Here is a 22,877-nt window from a genome sequence, read left to right as displayed (position 1 = left end):
TGAAGAAAAGCCGTCTCGTTAAGGAGACGGCTTACTATATAACGGTCTGCATGCTTCAAATTCATGCTTTGTCATCTTGTTGATAGAAAACAGGTGGCACAGATCCAAACACTCTACGGTGATATAGCATAGGATCTTTATTTTTCTCTACTTGAAGATCTACTACTTCTCCAATAATAATCGTGTGGTCACCCGCTTCAATCGTTTGGAAAGTCTTACACTCAAACACACCGAATGCATCTTCAATAATGGGTACGCCATTATCCGACATTTCCCATTTACAAGTAGAAAAACGATCTTCTACACGGCTCGCGAATGTACTACATAGCTCTTTTTGATCTCCTGCAAGTACGTGTACAGCAAATTTTCCACCTTCTGTGAATGCTTTAATGGAAGATACCTTATGATCGATCGACCATAGGAGTAGCATTGGATCCAAGGATACGGAAGCGAACGAGTTTACCGTCAGTCCAACTGGTGTACCATCTTCAGTTACTGCAGTAACAACTGTTACACCAGTTGGATAATTCCCCATAATTTCTTTAAATAGATTCTGTTGTTCTTCTTTTTTCATGAAATATTCTCTCCTTTATAAATAAGCCAATTCAAATAACGGATCAAGTCCATCACATTTGAAATAGGCATCTCTCTATCCATCATAGCACTTTCAACTTCATTCTTCAGTTTTTCTACTCGTTGTTTAGTTTTTTCTAGTTTATGTACCTGTACAATTGTTTGCTATCTTCTTCGCTATATTCGTTATCAGTACTAAAGAATTACTTATAGATTTACATGTTTACAAAATATAAATAAGGATATTATTAATATATGCAAGACTATCAAACATCTAGAGGAGGATCTTTACAATGGACTTGAATAAACTAAAGAAAAACAATTTATTAAAGGTAGGAGCGGCTGCCATTCTTTCTGTCGGCGTCCTTAGCGCATGCGGGGACGATGACCCAGTGATCGATGATAATGACGATGTAGAAGTAGATCAACCAGCAGATGTTACACCAAATGATGACGTGGATGTAGATGTGGATGAACCAGAAGATGGTACGACAAACGATGAAGTAGATGTAGATGAACCAGAAGTAGATACGGAACCAGCTGTTGATGAAGAAAGTTAATGAAAAATAAGCAATAGTAGCAACGTTAAGCCCCTGAAATCGATTACGTAATTTCAGGGGCTTTTTTTACTTAATAATTTATTCTGAATATTGCATAAACCGTACGTTTTATTTCAATCTATAAAAAATCATTACTATGTATAATCTCTACCCATTCATCACAATATGATACGTAGATGCACATTGGTAAAATTTGAAAGTCATATGTACAAGGAGGAGAACAACGTGACAGAACCTAGACAACCTGAAGATACACAAAATGGGATCAGTCGTAGAAATTTCATGAAAAATACCGGCTTATTGGCTGGAGGTCTAGTTGGCGGAACATTATTCGGCGGTCTATTGACTAATCAGCTCCAAAAACCAGGCGAATCTACAGATTCAGGGAAAGAAGATGGCCATTTACTCGAAGCACGGATATTTTTCAGTAATAGCGAGGACTTCCTGATCCTATCCGCTGCTACTGAAAGGATATTCCCGAAAGACGATTTAGGCCCAGGCGCTATTGAACTTGGCGTGCCTTACTTTATCGACCGACAACTTGCCGGCGAATGGGGTACGAACGCAAAAGAATATATGAAAGGACCGTTTTTGCAGACAGGTGCCGTCGATGCATATGAAAACCTAGAAGACACGGAACAAGACAAAGGCCCCAATGCTGAGACGCAAATACCTACACCAGCCGTTAGATATCAAACTCCTATGACAAGAGGAGAGATTTTCCTAGAAGGTGTACATGCATTAGAAAAAACGGCACAAGAGAAATTCGAAACGAATTTTCCTAAGCTAGAATCAGAGCAACAAGACGAAATTTTACTGATGTTCGAAGAGGGAAAAGCGAAGATGAACGGAGTTGCTTCGACGACGTTCTTCAATCTACTATTACAAACCACTATAGAAGGTGCGTATGCTGACCCAGTCTATGGCGGGAACCGCAATATGGACGGCTGGAGGATGAAGGAATACCCTGGTCCACGTATGAGCTACACGGCAGAAATAGAAGCAGAAGACTTCATCGTAATGAAACCTGAAAGTTTACGGAATTACCAAGGACACTGATAACAGGAGGAACTCATATGGCGAAAAAATTAAAAAAAGTAGATGTAGTTGTAGTCGGAAGCGGTTGGGCAGGAGGAGTAGTTTCTGCCGAGCTAGCGAAAGCCGGCTATCAAGTAGTCACGCTGGAACGGGGTAAGAAACAGGATCGACAAGACTATATTGGTGTTAAAGATGAATTACGTTATACAAATCGTTACGAGATGATGCAAAATCTATCACCTGAAACCATTACATCACGAGTGAAAATGGAAGACACCGCTCTTCCTGTCCGCACGAGAGCAGAAATGATGGCTGGGACTGATTTAGGTGGAGGTAGTGTGCACTGGGCAGGTGCTACATATCGCTGGAGAGCTATCGACTTTGAATTACGTTCCAAGACTATTGAACGGTATGGCAAAGAAAAAATTCCTGAAGGCATGACGATTCAAGACTGGGGTATCACGTATGATGAAATGGAACCTTATTACGATAAATGGGAGAAAACTGCTGGAATTTCAGGAGAGCCTGATCCGCTTGGCGACAAGCGTTCAAATGATTATCCTAACCCTCCTATGCTTGCATCACCTGCCGTGAAATTGTTTAAAGAAACAGCAGAGAGAATGGGTTACCATCCATTCCAAGTGGCTTCCGGTAACTTATCACAAGCCTACACTAATCCCGACGGTGAAAAATTAAATGCTTGTATGTTCTGCTCTTATTGTACGATGTACGGCTGTGATTTTACGGCTAAATCAGACCCATTGGCTACTGTTATTCCAACAGCACGAAAATCTGGAAACTGCGAAATTCGTACCAATTCTTTAGTACGACGTGTACTGCATCAAAACGGTAAAGCAACCGGTGTAATGTTTACTGATACACGAACAGGTATTGAATATGAACAACCAGCAGACGTTGTCGTACTAGGTGCATTTTCATTCACCAACAATCGCTTGTTGATGCTTTCAGAAATCGGGACGCAGTATGATCCAACAACACGCAAAGGAACCATTGGACGTAATTTTAATGGACAATTCAATATTACATTCTTAGGAGCAAGAGGGTTCTTTGAAAAGAAGAAGTTCAACCTCTACGCGGGCGCAGGTGCTCTTGGTGGTACTATGAGTGACTTTGCAGGTGATAACTTTGATCACTCTAATGTAGACTTCATAAATGGTGGCGGTATAGAATTACGACAATATGGCGACGGAGCTATTTCATCAAACCATGTCCCACGTGGCACGCCAAAATGGGGATCTGAGTTTAAGAAGAATTCGGTCCATTATGCGAACCGTTCGCTAGTAGCATGGTATACACCCGCTGTTATGTCATGGTGGCATAATTACGTAGATTTAGACCCCACGTACAAAGATGAATACGGAGATCCCTTATTACGTATTACGAATCGTTACACGGATCATGATCGGAATATGGCCAAATTCGGGATTGAAAAATGTAGTGAAATCATGAAAGAAATGGGTGCTGATATCGTCGATGAAGATGAAGTGCCTGAAGAGTTCGATCATATCTATTCAGGTGGTCATTATGCGGGCGGAATTATTATGGGTGCCGACCCCGAAACGTCCGCAGTGAATAACTATCTTCAAATGTGGGAAATGGATAACTTATTCGTAGTAGGCGGTTCAGCGTTCCCTCAATTCGGAGGCCATCATCCCACTTCAACCATTGGTGCATTGGCATATCGTGCAGCTGAAGGTGTAGAGAAGTATTTAAAAGAAGGCGGGCAGCTTGCGGAAGCGAAGCAACAAACTTTAAACGCATAACGAGCTAAGCAGCCGGATCGATATCGGCTGCTTTTCGATCTATACTTCCTATGGTTTACACAGTATACAAAAAGTCGTGTATGTTATTTTTTTGGCGAGGCTTGCATCAACAACTTGTCATCGAATTTTTACTTGAAAACCACCTGAATGTATAGTGCTAGTAAAGCTCATCTATCCTAGAATATAAAAGTTCGGATTAGCAATGTAACACTGCTGTCCGAACTTTATTACCGCATATTAGAAGCAACAACGCCTAAGCGATCACGTTCAATAGCACTAAGATTCGCGCAAAATGCCGACAGCAACCAGACACGACAAACGCGTGCATATTGGCTTGTGTGACATAATAGACAATTTGTTTAACCTCCTGTTTTTTGGCGGACTGCGCAAAGTTATCCATTAAAATAACATCCATGTCTTCAAAAGTTCCTTGAGATAATTTCGCTAATTTCTGCATAGAATAAACGAGATATACCGCAATATCAGCGACAGCCAAACCTTTCTCGGCATCTTTCAAAGAAAACAGATCTCAAGATCGCTACTCTACGTCTTCCGTGTTCCCTCACTGATCTTCATTACGTGAAAGACCAATAACATTTGCTTTTCTACTTAGCTATTTCAATAAATTATTACCAATATATCCACGAGCACCCGCAACAGCTACAACCAATTTCTCTTCTATCCCCTCCCTCCTACGTAAACAGTTAAATTAGCCTGTACACAGAATTTTTAAGCCTATCTATTACTAAATACTATTTTCAAGCAGCAGTCTTTGCTTTTTATAGTAAAAGTACTTATACTAAATAAGAACGGTGAAAACTGGATATGTTTTTTTAGTTTTCATTCTGTATATAAGGATAGGAGTACGATAAATGAAGGCACGGATTATGAAAGCTTTCCTCGAAGAAGTTCATGAAAAAAGTATGAAGTTCACAATGGATGATCTAGCCAAAAGACTAGGTATCAGCAAACGTACATTATACGAACACTTTTCTTCCAAAACGGAAATTTTAGATGCGTTGATTAACTCAACATTACAAGAGTTCGACGAAAAAACCGATATAATTATGAAGGACGAGGAACTACATCTCGTAGATAAGATTAAGAAAGTCATTACGGTCATACCGAAGTACAATGACTTTTATAACTGGCAAATACTTGATCAAATGAGAAAAACACATCCCGCACAATGGGAACGAGTGCACGCTGCACTCCATGAATGGGATGAACTTCGTGAATTAATTGAACAAGGAATTCATGAAGGGATCATTGCAGATCAAAACGTAGAGTTGCTTATGAAGTTGATTATAGATGCAACGAACTCTACACTTGATCGAAAGTTTTTCTATGAAAATCGCATGACGGTTACCGAAGCATTAGATTCTATAGTAGATATCCTATTGTTCGGATTCATTAAGAAACGTGATGACTAAATAAACTAATAAAACAAAAGAAGTTTTACTGTTTTACAATAAATCGAAAGCGAGATGGAATTATGAGCCTCCACGCATGTGAGGTAACGAATGAAAATTGGCAGGAAGTTGCCTATTTATCCGTACATGAAAACCAAAAGAACTTTATTGAAAGCAATTCATTTTCACTAGCACAATCTCAATTTGAACCAGAATGGAAGTCCATTGGCTTATATGATGGAGAAGAATTAGTCGGTTATGCGATGCACGGTCGTGAAGCGGATGGCAACGTATGGCTTGATCGTTTTATGATAGATCAGCATCACCAAGGTAAAGGTTATGCTAGCAGATTTCTTAAACTTCTCCTTACGAGAATGGAAGAAAAGTATCAATGCGACAAGATTTTTTTAAGTATTTATCCAAGTAATAAAGCCGCACAGCATGTATATGAAAAGTTCGGTTTTAGGTTAAATGGTAAAATTGATGATGTGGGTGAATTCCCTTGTCTTATTATGGAACTTGATCTACAAAGGAGCCCTGTGCAATGAGTTCTTCTTCACCCAAATTCAATCAATTGGATACTGAGCCTGTAGGACGTATCTTTTTACGTTATTTAATACCGTCAACTGTCGGTATGTTACTAATGGCCATCAACATTGTGGCAGATGGCATTATGGTCGGTAATCGATTGGGTGCAGAAGCATTAGCGGGAGTCGGAATTTCGGCTCCCGTTTATACTATCTTTTTTGCTATTTCTTTGTGGATTGGTATAGGCGCCGCTACGAAATACTCTATGGCGATGGGTGCCAAAGATGTGCAAAAAGCTCGTTCGATTTTCACACATGCGATCGTCTCTATTTTCTTATTCACCACTATAATAGGCTTGACCGCCTTTATTTTTAGAGATCCGCTAGCGTATGCGTTAGGAGCGAATACGACCACTTTCCCTTATGTATCACAATACTTATTTGTGATTTTACTGTTTGGTTTTATCTTTACTGTAGAAAACACGTTTAGCATTTTCGTGCGCAATGATGGAGCACCGAACCTTTCAATGGCCGGGTTAATTGTAACGTCCGTCGTGAACATCATCTTGAATTATGTGTTTTTATTCATTCTAGATTATGGCGTCGCCGGTGCTGCAAGTGCTACAATTATCGCTTCCTTTTTGGGCATGTTAGTACTAGTCACCCACTTTTTTAAGAAAAACAATAATTTAAAACTAATTCGCTTACGATTCAATAGAAAGCTATTCCTAGCTATTCTATTCATTGGTTTTCCGAGCTTCCTTTCCGAGTTGGGAATCTCTTTTTTTACTATTACGCACAATATTGCATTCGAACGGATGGCTGGTACGGAAGGCGTTGCGGCGTTCTCTATTTTGAACTATGTGCACAGTGTTATGCTGATGCTATTCCTAGGAATGGGCGGCGCGATTCAGCCGCTGATCAGTTATTATCAAGGCTCTGGTAATCGAGCACGGATGAAGGAAACTGTAAAAAAGGCCACTCTTACTGTCATGATCGCGGGCGCTGTGTTTTTCCTTGTCGGCCAATTCGCAGCAGGGCCTATCGTATCGATTTTCGGAGACTTCCCACAAGCCGTTAGAGATTTGGCTACTACTGGAATTAACCTGTTCTTCTTCGCTTATTTGTTCACAGGTACGAACTTTGTCATGATGACCTATTATCAGTCTGTCGGCAATGTACGGATGGCTACTTGGATCACCGCGTCACGTGAAATCATCGTCATGTTAATTTTCCTAATGATTTTACCACGCATTTTCGGATTAAATGGTATTTGGTTGTCCATTCCTGCTTCTGAGCTTGTCGTATTTATTAGTGTGTATTTACATCAAAGGAGCGCTACTCGACATTCGTTCATCCACTAAACATTGATCTATAGAACGGGACGGTAAGACCGACATTCCAAGCGGTGCGTTCCGTCGAATTAGTGTCATTCCGTGTTGTAGTAGCAGTGTAACATTATTTTTGTTCATTTCATAAATAAGCGTGATATACTGAAAGAGCAACTGAATATCGTGTTAGAGATAGGTGCGTTTATTTTTCTTAAACGCTTAAAAGGGAAATCGGTGAAAAACCGATGCTGTCCCGCAACTGTGAGTTGGAGTATAATTCGTTACCACTGTTTTACCGCAAGGGAAATGGGAAGGTGGATTATACGATGAAGACGAGCCAGGAGACCTGCCTAGATCAGTACACACCAATACCCTACGCGGATAGGAGGTGTCAAGTGCGGCTTATGAAAAATCATACACAAGCCGACGTACGAAAAAACGGAATCAGGACATTCATTAGGTGGCTTCGATACAGTTTCTATCGATCCAACGTAGATGTATTTCCTGCCGAACCGTTTACTTCGTCATGGCTTCCCACTTAACATCCTTCCAAGCATTTACCGGACGGATGTTTTTTTATGTCAACGAACCAATACACACACGATGAGGAGAATGATTCATGCACAATCAAACAATTGATGACTTTACAAACTTACTAAAAGATACACTGATGTCGGACCGAGTGAGCACTCACTCCACCCCCCTCTCTTTACTAGTAAAAGATATAAAAAAACAGATTTTCGAAGATCAGGCGAATAACACTGCAGAAAAAATTGTGCAACTAGCTAATTTGGATAAAGCATATCAAATTGTGGTTACTGAATTGGTAGGTAGTAACTAATTCATAGTAAAATCCCCCTGACTTAGATGTGTCAGGGGGATCACTTGGTTATAAAGAATCTTTGATTACACGTTTATAGTTCAATACGGATAGCAAGCCAAATATAGAATATAGTACCGTGTAGATGAACATCACAATAATCGTAGGTGCTAACATTTCCGTACCGAATAGGAACCAGCCGGATTTCACAGCAAAATAGCTGTGTAAAAGACCGACGACCAATGGAATGCCGAAATTAAATAGCTGCTTTCGTTGAACCCCTTTAAGTAAATCCGTTTGTGTAAAGCCGAGTTTACGAAGAATAGTGTAGTTCGATTTTTCATCTTCACTTTCGTCCATCTGTTTAAAGTATAGTATACAGCCAGACGTAATAAGGAAGGCGAGACCGAGGAATCCCACGATGAACATGATCATGCCCGCACCTTGCATTTGTTCAGTTCTTTCCTCAAACTTCGATTCATGTCCTGCCCAGTCGTTTATTCCCAACACACTAAATAATTCATTTGCTTTTTCTAGATCATTTTCATTGTCTATATCCACTCCATGATACTCTGTAAATTCAGATGTTATAGACGGATCTTTATCTTTATTCATCTTCCCGAATACTTGATCATCCACCACTGCGACAACGAAAGCATAGGTCACACGCGTTGGAAGGACAGCTGTTTTTTCTATCCCTTTCAGTGTTAGATCATACATATGCTCTTTGCCTCGAAATACGATTTGCTGGTCTGTTTGAAATTTCATGAAATTTTCCGTCAAGCTATCGAAGTTAATGAAGAGTACTTCCTTCTCTGCTACATCTATTTCCGACAATCCTTCATCACTAATGACAATCATTTCTGTGTCGGTATAACTCATATTTTGACTCTCCCCACCAGGAATAGATAGCACTCTCAATAAATCCACAGGTGTAGTCAATAGATCAACAGCTGTCTCAGTATAAGAAATATTTTTACTTTCAAGTGCCTGTGTAAATTCCTTTGCACGTGTAGTATCAGGAATAGTGAAGTCGGCCGGAATAGTTCGCTCTACGGTCTTCTCTACTGAGTAGTATGATATATAACTTAACGACAGTAACGCTATGGATAGCGCAGATAATGAAGTAATAATCATTAATAGAAAGGAATTTGATTTCATTCGAAACATAATTGAAGAGAGAGACAGCACGTCGTTAACGTTCAGATACCCCCCTTTATGTTTACGAATCAGATTAAAGATAAAGCTGACCGAGCCTTTATAGAACAAATAGGTTCCCATGATTACTGAAGCTAGTATGATGATCATGACCAGAAATAGCTGATCACCAAGGAACACACTACTAAACAATCGGGATGATAAATAATAGCCGAATACAATGAGTAGAATACCCAACACACCGATGACCGCCTGGAATACTGTCATCTTTTTGACCCGCTGTTGCGTCACAGTCGTTACACGGAACAAAGATAATATACTTTGCCGTTTAATGAATAGCGCATTCATGATCAAAATTAATACGAAGATTGCCGCAAACACAATCAATGTCCGAACCAAAGCTTCTGAAGAGAAACGTAAGGTTGCAACATCCGTTACACCAGTGACCTTAAATAAAATGAGCATGAGTAATCGTGACATCGAAAATCCTAAGAATAGCCCGATAACGAGAGAACCTACGTATAATACAAAATTCTCTACACTTAAAATACGGAAAACAGTTCCTTTTGTCATCCCGATCAATTGGAATAATCCAATCTCTTTACTGCGTCGTTTAATGAATAGATTGTTAGCATATAGCAAGAATACAGACACGATCACAATCAGAAAAACTGAACCTGATTTAATAGCTGCAGCACCTTTCACTCCTCCTGTTGCATCGTCCAATGCCGGATCGAATTGCAACGTGACAAATGAAAAATACAAACCTACGCTAAAAACCAAGGCAAAGATATACACATAATAATGTTTAAGGTTTTTCTTGATATTGCGGAAAATCAGTTGATTAAGCGTCATGTTGCACACCACCCAACACACCTTGCGTTTTGATGATGTCAGTAAAGAATTCGTTACGCGTCTGATCTCCTTTATTTAGTTGCGTGTAGATTTGTCCATCTTTGATGAACACCACACGTTCACTAAAACTTGCGGCGAGAGGATCGTGAGTCACCATGACAATAGAAGCATTCCTCTTCCTATTGAGATCACTTAGTTTGTTCAACAAATCGGATGCCGCTTTTGAATCGAGAGCGCCTGTCGGTTCATCCGCAAAAATAATGCTCGGATCATGGATGAATGCTCGTGCTGCAGACGTCCTTTGCTTTTGCCCACCTGAAATTTCGTTCGGGTATTTGGCAGCAATTTCGGAAATCCCCAATTCCTCCGCCACTGCATGAAATTTTTCATCGGCTAGTTTTCTAGAAACTTTCTGCACCGATAGCGGAAGCAGTATATTTTCTTTTACTGTTAGCGTATCGAGTAGATTATAGTCCTGAAAGATGAAGCCGAGATGACGTTTTCGGAATTCTGCCATTTGCTTCTCTTTCATCTCGTTGAGGTTCTGCCCTTCTATGTTGATCGTTCCTTGGCTGACGCGATCAATAGAAGAAAGGACATTTAACAAAGTCGTTTTCCCCGAACCCGATGCTCCCATGATGCTGACGAATTCACCTTTTTGTACTTCAAGGTCCAGTGCACGTAATACTTCCTGTTTATTGAATGTATTGCCGTATGTTTTATAGACTTTCATTGCTTGTAAAATCACCATATCCATCACTCCTTGTTCATTCTATCTTAATCAATGTATAGAATTTTCTCCTGCCTTTAATATGACAATTTTAAAAAGCATGTGACGATGCTGTCACATGCTTTTACATACGTGTCATACGAATCATTTCGTTTTCTTTCGCAAAAACCAGCGACAACCGAGTACCTTTCCCTACTGTCGACTCTACTTCCATCGTAATCAACAAGGATTCTGCAACTTGTTTTGCCAAGTACAGCCCCATTCCTGTAGCGGCATGATTTGGATGGTTTGCTGTACCAGTAAAGCCTTTATCGAATATACGAGATACGTCTCTTGGCGCGATTCCCTGCCCAAAATCTTCAATCGATAACGTGGTGATGCCATTCTGGCTAGTACACCGAATACGTACGTCCGAATCCTCACTGTATTTCACTGCATTCGTCAGTAATTGTCTACTAATGAAGCCAAGCCATTTGGCATCGGTCAGTACGTCTATTGTTTCCAATGATACATCAAAACCGATTCGTTTTTGCATACACCATTGCTTTAATGATTTTATCTCCTGAAATAGCAACTTCTGTACATCGACTTTTTCGATATACAAATCATTCTGGATGAATGGAATACGCTTTTGATGAAGTTGCTGATCCAGTAGCAAATGAATGCGAAGCCACTCATACATCAACTGTGAACGAAGCGCAGGGTCTTTTGTACGTTCGATCATTAATTGCAACGTCGTCAAGGGTGTTTTCACTTCATGTATCCAATTCAATATGTCATCTTTTTCTTGTTCTAAATCGGTTTGCAATTTATCCAACTGGTTTTTATACACTTGAATTTGTTCGGAAATTTTTTCGTGAGTAATTGTTTCAAAAGGACTGTTAGCTTCAGGTATTGTAGTCAGATCGAATGATGGCTCTACTGAATGGATGTGTTTATAAAATCTTGTTTCTTTTCCATAACGTGCAACGATAAATAGAACGAAAGATAAACAGGAAATGAATGCTATATAGACAGTAGACGTAAATGGAACGCTCGTGTCCAAATAGCCCATTGCTAGAACGAGCAGTTGCAAGAAGATAAAGAACAGTATCCAACTAACACGTTCCTTTAAAAACATTCGAATCATAATTGCTTTTCCTTCGCCATATAACCTTGCCCCACCTTTGTTTCAATAACATCAGTCAATCCGATTTCTGCAATTCGTTTACGCAGTCGATTGACGTTGACAGTAAGCGTATTATCACTAACAAATCGTTCATCATCCCATAAACTGGTGATGATTTCTTCCCTTGTCACAATTTCATTTATTCTTTCGATCAGGACTTTCAAAATATATATTTCATTTTTGGTAAGCTCAATAGTTCCGTTATCATTTGTCAGTGTGCCCTTAACAAAATCCACTGCCGCCCCACACCAGAACTTTACTTCCCATGTCTGTTCTGTGTTGTAATTATAGACACGGCGCAATATCGCTTGGATTTTCGCTATCAGTACATCAAAATGAAATGGTTTTTGAATGAAGTCATCGGCTCCAAGCTGCATCGACATCACCATATCTGTTGGGTGATCACGTGAAGACAGGAAAATAATTGGTACATTGGAATGCGAGCGAATCATCCGACACCAATGAAAGCCATCGAACTTCGGCAATTGGATATCTATAATTACCAGATCTGGATCGAGCTCTATAAACTCTCGCAATACATTACCGAAGTCTTTAACTCCTTCCGTCTGGTAAGACCATTGCGTCAGGCGGTCTTTTATTTCCATAAATAAGGTTTGATCATCTTCAATCAGCATAATTGTAAACAACGGACTCACCACACTTTTCTTCAGTGCTTTTAGTTTATCCTATCTTTGTACAAAATTAAAATAGCTCAACCTAACATGTAAAACAAGTTAAGTATGAGCTATGTATGATTCACTATTAATTCTTTTCCACCACATCGAGTTCAGTCCAGTCAAATTCACCCTTCCGAATCTTCTCTCGGCGTTCCTTCGTGATATAGTCACGTTCCGGATCCTTATGGTAATCTCCCACTTTCTCTGGATCACCCTCAGGACGGTCATGGGACAAGACGAACGCTGCTAAATCTGCGGCTTCCTGGTCTGTCAGCGTTCCAGCATGTCCTTTCGGCATATTGTTTTGAATGAAACCTGTCGCTTTGTTAATCCGGTTTATACCTGCGGCTTCATTGAATGACCCATCACCCCATAATGCGGGACCTGTATGGTCACTCGTCCCCGATCCATCTCCTGCGTGGCAGGAAATACAGTTTTTATCAATGAATAATTGCTGCCCATTGTCCACGTTCGGCTCAGGAATAGAGTCTTTATTGTTATTCATTCTCCAAGTAATATCCTCATCAGTTTTTACATCTTTTGAGATAAACGTCAAATACTTGACCATCGCTTTCATTTCTTCACTGCCTTGATCAAGTTTTGATCCATTCATACTGCGGACAAAGCAGCCATTGACACGATCTTCAATCGTCGTCCAATTTCCATGGTGCTCTTTCGGATATTTCACAGTCGCTCCGACCATCGGGGAATTTGCCGACAATCCGCCATCTCCATGACAGCTAATACAGGACAGATTATTCCCTACGTTTTCAGGCAGTACTGCATTCGTAGCATCAAATAGCTCTTTACCCCGAACGATCTTTTCGGTATTTGGGTCATTAGGGTCCAAGTTTTGTAAATCTCTGCGGATATCTGCTTCGCTGTATCCTTGATCATGACTGCAGGCACTGACAATCATTAAAATCAACATCAGCATGATTGCTGCTGATTTGCGTATAGACATGCATATCCCCCCTGTAATTACACAATCTATTATTCCCGTACCCGAAACTGCTATCAATATAACTGATTTATGCAAACAAAATATATTTTTCCGTGTTAATACTTCTCCACCCCCCTTTGTAAAGCCATATAAGACATAATGAGAAAGTATATTCTTAATTAATACAGTAATTTTATGTTTTATTTCAACGCGACCGGGTACGGCAGTTAATAAATAGGTTCATGCGCTGGAAGGAGGCTGTTTAAGTGAAAAAGATTCGTTTATTGATTCCATTTCTTCTGCTCTCTGGCTGTTCAAATATCACCGTTTTAAATCCGAAAAGCGCCACTGGGAAAGATCAGGCCTTCCTGATTTGGCTTGGGTTTGGTATTATGCTGCTGGTACTAGCAGTGGTTCTCTTTTTACTCGTCAGGACAGTGATCATGTATCGATATACAAAAGCACGGGAACATGACCCCACACATTATTTGGATGATAAACAAAAGCGCAATTTACAGCTCGCATGGACTATCATCCCTGTCATATTGCTTGTTATTATTGCAATCCCCTCTATACGTATTGCGTATCACCAGTCACCGGTTGCGGAAGCTGACTCGCGCCATGAAGGAGAACATATTCATGTCTCCGCTAAACAATTCCAGTGGACATTCACTTATGATACAGACAAAAAAGAGAATAATTTGCTGGTATTGCCTGAGGGAGAAACTATCATACTGCATCTCTCCACAGAAGATGTAATCCATTCTTTCTGGGTACCTGAGCTTGCAGGTAAAGTAGACGCCATTCCAAACAAACCCATTGTTTATGAAATTGATCATCCTGAAAAAGGAATCTACAAAGGTAAATGTGCAGAATACTGCGGAATCCAGCACGCGAATATGACGTTTACCGTAAAAGTTGTTTCCAAGGAAGAATACGAAAACTATATCAATGACTAAGTGAACGGCAACAAGTCCATGTTGTCATCCAAGTCTAACGTGAGGAGTGAAAGGTCATATGCACATCCCTTTTTTGGGCAAATCAGTATTTCTGACAATTGATTTAGTCATTGCCTGGAGCTTACTTATTATCCTGCTAACTACTGCCATTATTTATGCAGCCAGAAAACATCAATTCCCTGTCATTTGGGAGTACATACGCACAACTAATCACCGAAAAATCGGTACATTGTATATGGTATTCGGTTTTCTATTTTTCTTAAGAGCGGGTCTTGACGCCTTACTGATCAGGATACAGCTGGCTTTGCCAAACCATGAATTTATGGCCTATCAGTTAGAGAAATATAATCAAACGTTTACATCACACGGTACGATGATGATTTTTTTCGCAGCCATGCCTTTACTACTCGGCTTAATGAACGTAGCTGTGCCATTACAGATTGGTGCGCGTGATTTAGCATTTCCATTCTTGAACGCATTGGCGTTGTGGCTGTTTGTTGCAGGCGGGGTCATGTTTGGTTCTGCATATTTCCTGGACAGTTCACCTGCGGTTGGCTGGACAGGCTATGCACCTTACTCCACTGCTCAATTTACACCGGGAGCCGCCACCAACTTCTATGTTTTCGGGGTTCAGATTGCAGGCTTTGGAACTTTGTTAACTGCACTGAATTTGATTGTCACGATTATAAGGAACCGAGCACCCGGCATGAAATTCATGCGCATGCCGCTATTTCCCTGGGCCGCCTTGATCACGTCTTTTCTGATTTTAATCGCATTCACCGTTCTGGCAATTGCCCTCTACTTGCTGATGTTTGACCGTCTCTTCGGTACAACATTCTTTTCTGGTGAAGACGGTGATCCTGTTTACTGGCAGCATTTATTCTGGTTCTTCGGTCATCCGGAAGTCTATATACTGGCACTGCCCGCATTTGGACTGTTCTCGGATATTGTCTCGACCTTCTCCAGAAAGAAAATATTCGGTTACCCTGCAATGGTTGTTTCCTTACTGCTAATTGGAATTTTAGGATTCATGGTTTGGGTACACCATATGTTTACAGTTGGACTGGGCCCGATTGTCAACACATTCTTCGCTGTCACGACGATGGCCATCGCAATTCCGACGGGTTTAAAAGTATTCAACTGGATCTTTACCATGCGCGGTGGAAAAATTATTTTTTCTGTCCCTATGTTATTTGCCATCGGTTTTATACCGTCATTTGTCATGGGCGGTGTGACAGGAGTAATGCTTTCTGTATCCGCAGCTGATTTCCAGTTCCATGACACACATTTCGTCGTAGCACATTTTCATTATGTTATTTTGGCTTCTACGATTCTAGGAATTTTTGCTGGATTGTATTATTGGTATCCGAAAATCACCGGATACAAACTCAATGAGACATTGGGTAAATGGCATTTTTGGTTATTTCTCGCTGGTTATCACATGACATTCCTGCCGATGCATATAACCGGTTTACAGGGAATGCCGCGACGTGTCTACACGTACGGTTCGGATGAAGGGATCACAGCGCTGAACTTTACCAGTACAGTTGGTGCATTCCTAATGGGGATCAGTATCATCATTCTTGTCATCAATATTTGGAGAACGAATCATCAGGCACAGCCGGCTGGAAATGATCCGTGGAACGGTCGGACTCTTGAATGGAGCGTTGCTTCCCCTTCACCTGAGGACACTTTCACACCCATGCCGCTAGTCGAAAGAACGGATGCATTCTGGTATGTGAAGTCCCATAATGAAGAAATGAAAATTGCGGAAAGTCCTCGTTACTCCCCTATTGCCAGGGATACAGTATTGCCGTTCCTGATGGCATTGGCTATATTCGTAACAGGATTCGCCTTAATTTATCAATCCTATTGGACCGCTGCCATCAGCGGAGCAGCAGTGTTCGCCTTATTCATTATTCGTTCATTCCACGATGAACGAGAAGAGGTTTACGGAGAGGGGGGTGCGAAATGAACAGTACAGAGACAGCTTTATTCAAGGATAAGCAGCTAGGCTTTCTCATCTATCTCGGTGTCGAAGCCATCATGTTCATGGTACTGTTTGTTACTTACTTCATTTTCACCCCTGCTTCAAGCGGACCGCAGCCTTCCGAAATTTTCGACTGGAGGACTGTTGTTTTCGCATCAGTCTTTCTTCTTTCAAGCAGTGGAACCATATTCCTGGCAGATCGTAGCTTAAAAAAGGCTAACAGGAAAGCAGCCGTCACCTGGATGATCGTTACACTTCTTTTAGGACTCGCATTTCTCGGTGTAGAAATTAATGAATTCGCGGCTTACATGCAAGAAGGCTATACGACAAGAAGCAACGTCTTTATGGGGGCCTTTTATGTATTGGTCGGTTTACACGCTGCACACGTGGCTTTTGGCTGCGGATGGCTAACTGTCATCCTCATTCATCTCAAAAGAAAAATTCCGTATGCTTTGTTCCTGGAGAAGCAGAAAATCTTCTCTTATTACTGGCATTTCGTAGACCTGGTCTGGATTGTGATTTTGGTGATCGTCTATATTCCATACCTATAGAAAGACGCAGCAAAGCGCCGTTGAAAGTGCAGGTAACTTTCATCGGCGCTTTTTCATTTCAGATAAAACAGACCGCCATTGACGACATCTACAGTAATTCGTGGCTTAAAGCGTTCTTCCATGGCCTGCTTCTCCATCTCGTAACATTCAGGTTTAGGTTCTTGTCCCTCGTAGAAATAATCTAATACCGCTTGATCTTTCCTCCATCGCTTTTCTGCTTCCTCCACCCATGTCAGGTCTTCGTCTTCAATTATTTGAGAAATTACAGCATCCAATCGATCAAGCGCGCGAATAGGTGTGATGATATAAGGCAAATGAAATACTTGTTCAGATGACTGATCGGACAAATCCCGCATACTAACAGTTTCATGGAACTCTTTTATGACTGCCCCTGTCATCAAATTCATACCTACTGAATACAGTATCTCTTTTGTTTGATGACTGGTAAATGATACTTTATAATTGACACCGATCCAGGGAGTCAATATCAGTTGCTCGCTAGTACCCTCCTCTGTACGTTCATACATTTTCACATATTGTCCCATTTCCTTAGTTACTTGAAATAATTGATGTAGCCGCGGAGATCCTAGGTGGATTACTTCCCCCTTCATTCCGTTTTGCAACTGTTGCATATCCGTAATTAACGTGAGCTGTGCGGGTTTTGGTACTTCATTCACGCTTTCTATATACCTCCAATAAAAAGGACGGTTCATAATTCTTTTATCCATATCGATGGTCAACTGTATAGTTAGATAATGTTCATTTCCATGAAGTATTTCACAGTCATTCTCCGTGAAAAATTTATGAAGATACGTATGGATTTCCGTTGAGTGCATGCATTTCCCTCCTCACATAGACCGTTCTTTCATTTCCAAAATATCATCTAATTCTCCCACTACTTGTTCAAATGTTTCAATCTTTCCTTGCAAGATATTCATCACATGATCATCAATCGTTTCTTTCACAGCCAGATTATAAATCTGTACATCGTGCTCTTGGCCTAATCGATGCACACGACCAATTCGCTGTTCTAACTTCATTGGGTTCCAAGGAAGATCGTAATTGATGACGTGATGGCAAAATTGCAAGTTAATTCCTTCCGCTCCAGACTCTGTTGCGATCAGCACTTGTGCTTGTTGCTTGAACAAATGCTTAATCCATTCACGGCTACTTTTGCTTAGCTTGCCATTGAAAATAACATTCGATATTCCATTTTCATACAGATAATCACTTAGATACAACTGTGTCATCCGATACTCAGTAAATATAATTACTTTTTCATTCGCTTGTTTAATCAATTCCGTTGCCTTTTTAGCTTTTGAATGAATCGATAATTTCTCCAATTGTCTAATGACTTCTTCCACATGTGTAATTTCATCAACCTGTTTACATTCTGGCAATAACTTCCTCAATGTAACGATTGTCGCCTCGGGGCTACTACACATTTCCCTTTGTAATGTCATCGTAGAAAATGCACCTGAAAATACCGGTGAGATTTGTTTCAGGTTGGATATGGCTGTGTAGGCTTGTCTTTCATGGTTCGTGAATGTGATTGGAACTGTATGAACTTTCCGCGTGGACCATTCTACACCCGTGTCCTGCCGCCTGTTTCGTACCATAACTTGGCTGACTAGTTCTTTTAAATAACTATCCCGTTCTTCATCACGATTTTTAGCAGAAAATACGGATGAAAACTCGTCATAGTTTCCTAAGTGACCTTGTTTCAGTAACGTCACCAGATAAAACAATTCAAACGTATCATTTTGAATCGGTGTAGCTGTAAGCAATAAACAAAATTTCTTTTTCAAACTTTGTACAAATTCATAGCTAATGGTCTTATGATTTTTTAACTTATGCGCTTCATCTACAATAATCAAATCATAGTCTTGCGCTACGATTTTCTCTTTATGCGGACTACGTTTGGCTGTATCCATACTCATGACGACTACGTCCACATAATCAAGCTCGTAATTCTTTTTGTACAGCAGCGCAGGGATGTGGAATTTTGTATACAACTCTTCCACCCATTGATTAACGAGTGAAGCAGGTACTAGAATTAGCACTTTTTTCACAAGGCCTCGCAACAAGTATTCCTTAATGATGAGACCTGCTTCAATGGTTTTACCGAGACCTACTTCATCTGCTAAAATCGCTTTGCCATTCATCTGTTCAATCACTCGTTCAGCCGCCTCTATTTGATGGGGTAACGGTTTTACGTTTGGTAAGTAAGCAAGTGACTGCAATCCAGTAAAATCAGTTATTAAATTATTTTTTGTAATGGCATAACTCAAGTTATACAGAACTGAATTATTCCATGGTTCATGGTTTTCAAGTCGTTGAATAAATCCTTCTTTCCAAGAAGACGATCTTTCAATTAGCATTCCAATCACCTCAACTAGCTTATATGTTTTGATTAGAATACCCAGAATAGAAAATATTATGATAAATAAAAAAGACCCTCCAAATGCTGAAGGGTTTTAGTTCTGGTATTTATTAGATTTCAAAAGCAATAAAGCTACCATCATCGGAAAAGTCGGTTACATGAAGTACTCGGTCTGAAAATGATTCTGCAATCTTCGTATCTTTCCCGAGTGCTAACGTGAGCACATTAAATTCTTTTTGTTTTTTCTTCTCATTGAATTCAGTAAGAAAACTATCGCTAATTTCATCTTCTCCATCACTTACAAAAATAATGTCAGCATGTTTGAAAGTGCTATCTTCCAGCACTTCAAGAGCTCCTTGCAGTGATAGTGTAAAGTCGGTTCCGCCACCTAAATACGTTCTGGCAAGTCGTGCAAGTTCATTTGAAGTGATATTCCCTTTAGTGAACACTTCTTTTTGAATGATCGTAGAAAATAATAGAACGCATAGATCCCGGCGTTGTTTCTTGGCGATTGATAGAAGCGCCAACATGAATCCTTTTGACTGATTATCAAGCAACTTCATACTTCCTGATTGGTCAAGGCAAAAGATAATGGGGCCTTTGCCAAGATTCTCTCGCTTCTTCTGTTCAAACTGCATCGTGTTGCCCTCTGCAAAGCGGCGTAAGAAATCTTTTTTCGTCGAGCCATTTGCATATAATCCCAATTCCATCGGTAAGAGACGTTCTATTTCACTCCCAATAGTTACACCACGTCTCTCGATCGCCTCTACATAATTTGTCTTCTGCTTTTGACGCGCTACTTCTTGAAAACGACCAGCCCACTCTGCAATTTCTTGCATTTTCGGATCCATCGCGACTTGGTCTGCCACTGCAAGTTGTTCACGCAACGGCACTTTCTTTAACTCTGCGTCTCCTTTACCTGCACTGCTCCCACCCATCAGGGAAATTAGGCTGTCTTTTACTTTGATCGACTCTTCTACCGCTTCATCGATCGTTTGCAGAAATCGTTCGCCATTCGTTTCAAGTGTAAATTCGAGTTGATCATTTAACTGATCCGTAGCATCCGCTAGTTCTTGTATGGGGCCATTTTCTATTTCGTCCTGTGATTCATCTAAATGGTCAACTGGCACGTCATCTTGTAGCGCGTCTACGTCTTCCATTTTCTTCAGTAAGTCATCATCCATAGCTTTTGCTTCCGCTAGCCATCGATTGATTTTCTCAACTAATTTAACAGTGCAGACAGTTGCCGCCAGATCATCCAGTCGAGTAAAGTTTCTATATTCTTCAAAACGTTCATCTTTCATCAGCTTTTCTATAATCGTTTTGTTCGGTTTTAGTGCTGGATCTATTCGCCCTAGCACAATTCTTGGCTTCATTTTATATAGCGACGCCCAAACGTCACCAAGCAATGCTTCAGTAGTTGGCAATTGTCCTTCTTCCCTGACCTTTTGCAAACCGTCTGACATCTCAAACAATTCTTTAAAGCGCCTTTTATCAAATGCATCTGTATTCAGTACGGAGCGATGATCTCTAATAATTTTACTTCTTTTCATAGAATATCACTCCTTTTACATTCTGAAGAAGACTCCATGTTGCTCACCATTTCCACCCTTCTTTTCATTTGTTTCGCCATAGTAAGCCGCATCCATACGACTACTTTCTACTTCTTTTTTCAAGGAATTAATTTGTTCTTGTAAGTGGTCTACTTCAGTCGCACGGCTTGTATTTTTTTCTTTTAACTCATCTAACTCTGTTGATAAGGCAGAAATTTTCTGCACTGCTTCCATACCTGCTTCAGTTGACTGATCACGTACCGCAGAATCATAGATTTCATTCGCTTCGTTTTCAATGGCCGAAAGCCGCTGTGCTATACCATCTTGTGAATGTTTACGAACAATGTTGCAAACAGTCTCTTTTTGGTCCAAAGTCTCCCAGAGTGCATTCTCAAGAATCACCAGATCAGCTGTCTGTACAGACTCTCTTTGATGGATCAAAGCTCTCGCTTGTAAAATACCCAAAGATTGTTTGAATCGACGATCGGACGGCTGAATTCCTTCGTCTTGAAGTTCTCTTCGGATTGTAGATAATGTCTCATATACTTCATCAGGAATATGCACTCCGCTGGTCATCTGTTGAAGTTGCACTAAGTCATCCAGATGCATCGTCGGAATGTCGACATGTTCACCTTCATCTTTCATCATCGATACAAAGTTTGATTCATCCGCAATGAAATTAATTTCGAAACGTAACAGGAAGCGGTCAAATAATGCTTCGAGCCCTTCTCCTTCTTCAGGATATTCGTTAGACGCACCAATTACCGACATTAATGGGGCTTCAATAGGTTGTCCATCATTATAAAATAGTCTTTCGTTAATTAAAGTCAATAAACTGTTTAATATTGCAGAGTTTGCTTTGAAAATTTCATCCAAAAACACCAAATGTGCTTCCGGCATTTTCGTAGCAGTATTGCGCTTATATACGCCTTCTTCTAAATCTTTTAACGACAATGGTCCGAATACTTCTTCTGGGGTACTGAATCTTGTCAATAACCATTGAAAATAAGACGTACCATTGACGATCTTTGCCAACTCCACTGATAATGCTGATTTCGCTGTCCCCGCTGGCCCAATCATCAACATATGCTGTTTAGAAAGGAGAGCTACTAAAATTCCTTCTACTTCGTTTTCACGTTCAAAAAACTTTGCGTTTAATGCCTTTTTTATTTCATGTAACTTCTTTATATTCGTATCCATATAGACATCTCCTCAAATCATAATAGCGAATTATCGTTCTCTTTATGTAACAGTGTGACTGTAATATGAAGATTTTAACCGCTCATGCCGTAATTCTTTCATCACTCATGTACGAATCCACCTTGTATTCTTGTCTAACGTTATATACATAGTTAGAGCTTTGGATTTAGTAATCATGTATCGTAACCTGTCTATTTCTCTTACCCCTTTTAATCTTGATCAACTCCTCACACAAGTACTTTCTGAATGCAAGATGTTGATTGAAAGTAAAAGTACTCATGTTGTCATAATAAGTCATGAAGAAAAAATGATGGTGTCACACTTGCTTCTAAAGTAAAACTCAAAATAAACTTAGAAAAGTAAAACGATAACTACAGGTTCGAAGTAGAAATGATTCGCGTATCTCGATTAGTTAAATACCGTGATAACAAAAGAGGTTGAGGCAGAACAGAAAAAACGTAAAGGGAATGTCCTTTACGCTTTTTTTCTGTTCTTATCAGTAATTATTTATATATATTTTTTTAGAGTAGCAGAGTGTACCGGAACGGAGAAAGGCCGACTCCTGAGGGATCAGCGTGCGTCTTGAGACCCTGGACAGGTGCCTTAATTTCTGCAAAGTACACAGAAATACGGCAAAGCGAACCCTACGTTGTTCGCTTGGCTCA

21 protein-coding genes and 1 riboswitch are annotated in these 22,877 nt (G+C 40.3%); of the genes, 10 read left to right on the top strand and 11 right to left on the bottom strand.

Going from position 1 to position 22,877, the window contains the following annotated elements; all coding sequences use genetic code 11:
• Positions 1-61: 61 nt before the first annotated feature.
• Complete coding sequence (locus tag CSV61_RS14375) at positions 62-574, bottom strand: flavin reductase family protein (protein WP_083033995.1); 513 nt, start codon at positions 572-574, stop codon at positions 62-64.
• Positions 575-866: 292 nt separating this feature from the next.
• On the opposite strand from CSV61_RS14375, the gene CSV61_RS14370 reads away from it, so the two are divergent.
• From CSV61_RS14370 to CSV61_RS14360, 3 genes are all read left to right on the top strand, one after another.
• Positions 867-1,133 (top strand): hypothetical protein, encoded by a 267-nt coding sequence (locus CSV61_RS14370; RefSeq protein ID WP_099639787.1) that lies wholly within the window; start codon positions 867-869, stop codon positions 1,131-1,133.
• 225 nt (positions 1,134-1,358) lie between these two features.
• On the top strand, positions 1,359-2,192 hold the full coding sequence (locus CSV61_RS14365) for a gluconate 2-dehydrogenase subunit 3 family protein (RefSeq protein ID WP_099639786.1): 834 nt from the start codon (positions 1,359-1,361) through the stop codon (positions 2,190-2,192).
• Positions 2,193-2,209: 17 nt separating this feature from the next.
• Positions 2,210-3,955, top strand: coding sequence for a GMC family oxidoreductase (locus CSV61_RS14360; protein WP_083034002.1), 1,746 nt, complete (start codon positions 2,210-2,212; stop codon positions 3,953-3,955).
• Positions 3,956-4,208: 253 nt separating this feature from the next.
• Here CSV61_RS14360 and CSV61_RS14355 read toward each other — a convergent pair whose 3' ends face one another.
• Positions 4,209-4,472, bottom strand: coding sequence for a hypothetical protein (locus CSV61_RS14355; RefSeq protein ID WP_099639785.1), 264 nt, complete (start codon positions 4,470-4,472; stop codon positions 4,209-4,211).
• A 355-nt stretch (positions 4,473-4,827) separates the two neighbouring features.
• On the opposite strand from CSV61_RS14355, the gene CSV61_RS14350 reads away from it, so the two are divergent.
• The 4 genes from CSV61_RS14350 (at position 4,828) to CSV61_RS14335 (ending at position 8,066) form a co-directional block, all read left to right on the top strand.
• Complete coding sequence (locus CSV61_RS14350; protein WP_099639784.1) at positions 4,828-5,388, top strand: TetR/AcrR family transcriptional regulator; 561 nt, start codon at positions 4,828-4,830, stop codon at positions 5,386-5,388.
• A 62-nt stretch (positions 5,389-5,450) separates the two neighbouring features.
• Positions 5,451-5,915: a GNAT family N-acetyltransferase gene (locus CSV61_RS14345; protein WP_099639783.1), complete on the top strand. Its 465-nt coding sequence runs from the start codon at positions 5,451-5,453 to the stop codon at positions 5,913-5,915.
• A complete protein-coding gene (locus CSV61_RS14340; RefSeq protein WP_099639782.1) occupies positions 5,912-7,258 on the top strand; it encodes an MATE family efflux transporter in 1,347 nt (448 codons plus the stop codon). The genes CSV61_RS14345 and CSV61_RS14340 overlap by 4 nt, the downstream gene beginning before the upstream one ends.
• Before the next feature lie 144 nt (positions 7,259-7,402).
• A riboswitch (cobalamin riboswitch) is annotated at positions 7,403-7,593 on the top strand.
• Positions 7,594-7,844: 251 nt separating this feature from the next.
• Positions 7,845-8,066, top strand: a complete 222-nt coding sequence (locus tag CSV61_RS14335) for a hypothetical protein (protein ID WP_099639781.1) — start codon at positions 7,845-7,847, stop codon at positions 8,064-8,066.
• A 48-nt stretch (positions 8,067-8,114) separates the two neighbouring features.
• Here the strand turns inward: CSV61_RS14335 and CSV61_RS14330 are convergent, their stop codons facing one another.
• The 5 genes from CSV61_RS14330 to CSV61_RS14310 all read right to left on the bottom strand — a co-directional run bounded on the left by CSV61_RS14330 (position 8,115) and on the right by CSV61_RS14310 (position 13,597).
• Positions 8,115-10,058, bottom strand: coding sequence for an FtsX-like permease family protein (locus tag CSV61_RS14330; RefSeq protein ID WP_099639780.1), 1,944 nt, complete (start codon positions 10,056-10,058; stop codon positions 8,115-8,117).
• The gene (locus CSV61_RS14325; protein WP_099639779.1) at positions 10,048-10,809 is read right to left on the bottom strand and encodes an ABC transporter ATP-binding protein; all 762 of its coding nucleotides are present in this window, start codon (positions 10,807-10,809) and stop codon (positions 10,048-10,050) included. Before CSV61_RS14325 ends, CSV61_RS14330 begins: the two co-directional genes overlap by 11 nt.
• 103 nt (positions 10,810-10,912) lie before the next feature.
• On the bottom strand, positions 10,913-11,917 hold the full coding sequence (locus CSV61_RS14320; RefSeq protein WP_099639778.1) for a sensor histidine kinase: 1,005 nt from the start codon (positions 11,915-11,917) through the stop codon (positions 10,913-10,915).
• Positions 11,914-12,603: a response regulator transcription factor gene (locus CSV61_RS14315; RefSeq protein WP_099639832.1), complete on the bottom strand. Its 690-nt coding sequence runs from the start codon at positions 12,601-12,603 to the stop codon at positions 11,914-11,916. Before CSV61_RS14315 ends, CSV61_RS14320 begins: the two co-directional genes overlap by 4 nt.
• A gap of 115 nt (positions 12,604-12,718) precedes the next feature.
• Positions 12,719-13,597 (bottom strand): c-type cytochrome, encoded by an 879-nt coding sequence (locus tag CSV61_RS14310; RefSeq protein WP_099639777.1) that lies wholly within the window; start codon positions 13,595-13,597, stop codon positions 12,719-12,721.
• A gap of 245 nt (positions 13,598-13,842) precedes the next feature.
• Here CSV61_RS14310 and coxB point away from each other — a divergent pair, with 245 nt between their 5' ends.
• From coxB to CSV61_RS14295, 3 genes are read left to right on the top strand one after another with little or no spacing between them, the layout of a single operon-like run.
• Positions 13,843-14,535: a cytochrome c oxidase subunit II gene (coxB, locus tag CSV61_RS14305; RefSeq protein WP_099639776.1), complete on the top strand. Its 693-nt coding sequence runs from the start codon at positions 13,843-13,845 to the stop codon at positions 14,533-14,535.
• 58 nt (positions 14,536-14,593) lie between these two features.
• Positions 14,594-16,510, top strand: coding sequence for a cytochrome c oxidase subunit I (locus CSV61_RS14300; RefSeq protein WP_099639775.1), 1,917 nt, complete (start codon positions 14,594-14,596; stop codon positions 16,508-16,510).
• Positions 16,507-17,076, top strand: coding sequence for a cytochrome c oxidase subunit 3 (locus CSV61_RS14295; protein ID WP_099639774.1), 570 nt, complete (start codon positions 16,507-16,509; stop codon positions 17,074-17,076). Before CSV61_RS14300 ends, CSV61_RS14295 begins: the two co-directional genes overlap by 4 nt.
• Before the next feature lie 53 nt (positions 17,077-17,129).
• On the opposite strand, the gene CSV61_RS14290 is transcribed toward CSV61_RS14295, so the two are convergent.
• From CSV61_RS14290 to CSV61_RS14275, 4 genes are all read right to left on the bottom strand, one after another.
• Complete coding sequence (locus CSV61_RS14290) at positions 17,130-17,912, bottom strand: YqhG family protein (protein ID WP_099639773.1); 783 nt, start codon at positions 17,910-17,912, stop codon at positions 17,130-17,132.
• Positions 17,913-17,924: 12 nt separating this feature from the next.
• Positions 17,925-19,457: a DEAD/DEAH box helicase gene (locus tag CSV61_RS14285; protein WP_099639772.1), complete on the bottom strand. Its 1,533-nt coding sequence runs from the start codon at positions 19,455-19,457 to the stop codon at positions 17,925-17,927.
• A 112-nt stretch (positions 19,458-19,569) separates the two neighbouring features.
• Positions 19,570-21,012 (bottom strand): VWA domain-containing protein, encoded by a 1,443-nt coding sequence (locus CSV61_RS14280; RefSeq protein WP_099639771.1) that lies wholly within the window; start codon positions 21,010-21,012, stop codon positions 19,570-19,572.
• A gap of 15 nt (positions 21,013-21,027) precedes the next feature.
• Positions 21,028-22,212 carry an AAA family ATPase gene (locus CSV61_RS14275; RefSeq protein WP_099639770.1) on the bottom strand — a complete coding sequence of 395 codons (1,185 nt, stop codon included), beginning with the start codon at positions 22,210-22,212 and terminating at the stop codon, positions 21,028-21,030.
• Positions 22,213-22,877 lie beyond the last annotated feature (665 nt).

The sequence above is a fragment of the Sporosarcina sp. P3 genome (assembly GCF_002743415.1).
Taxonomy (GTDB): Bacteria; Bacillota; Bacilli; order Bacillales_A; family Planococcaceae; genus Sporosarcina; species Sporosarcina ureae_A.
Note: the sequence above shows the minus strand (reverse complement) of the source record. Positions and strands in the feature narration are given on the sequence as shown.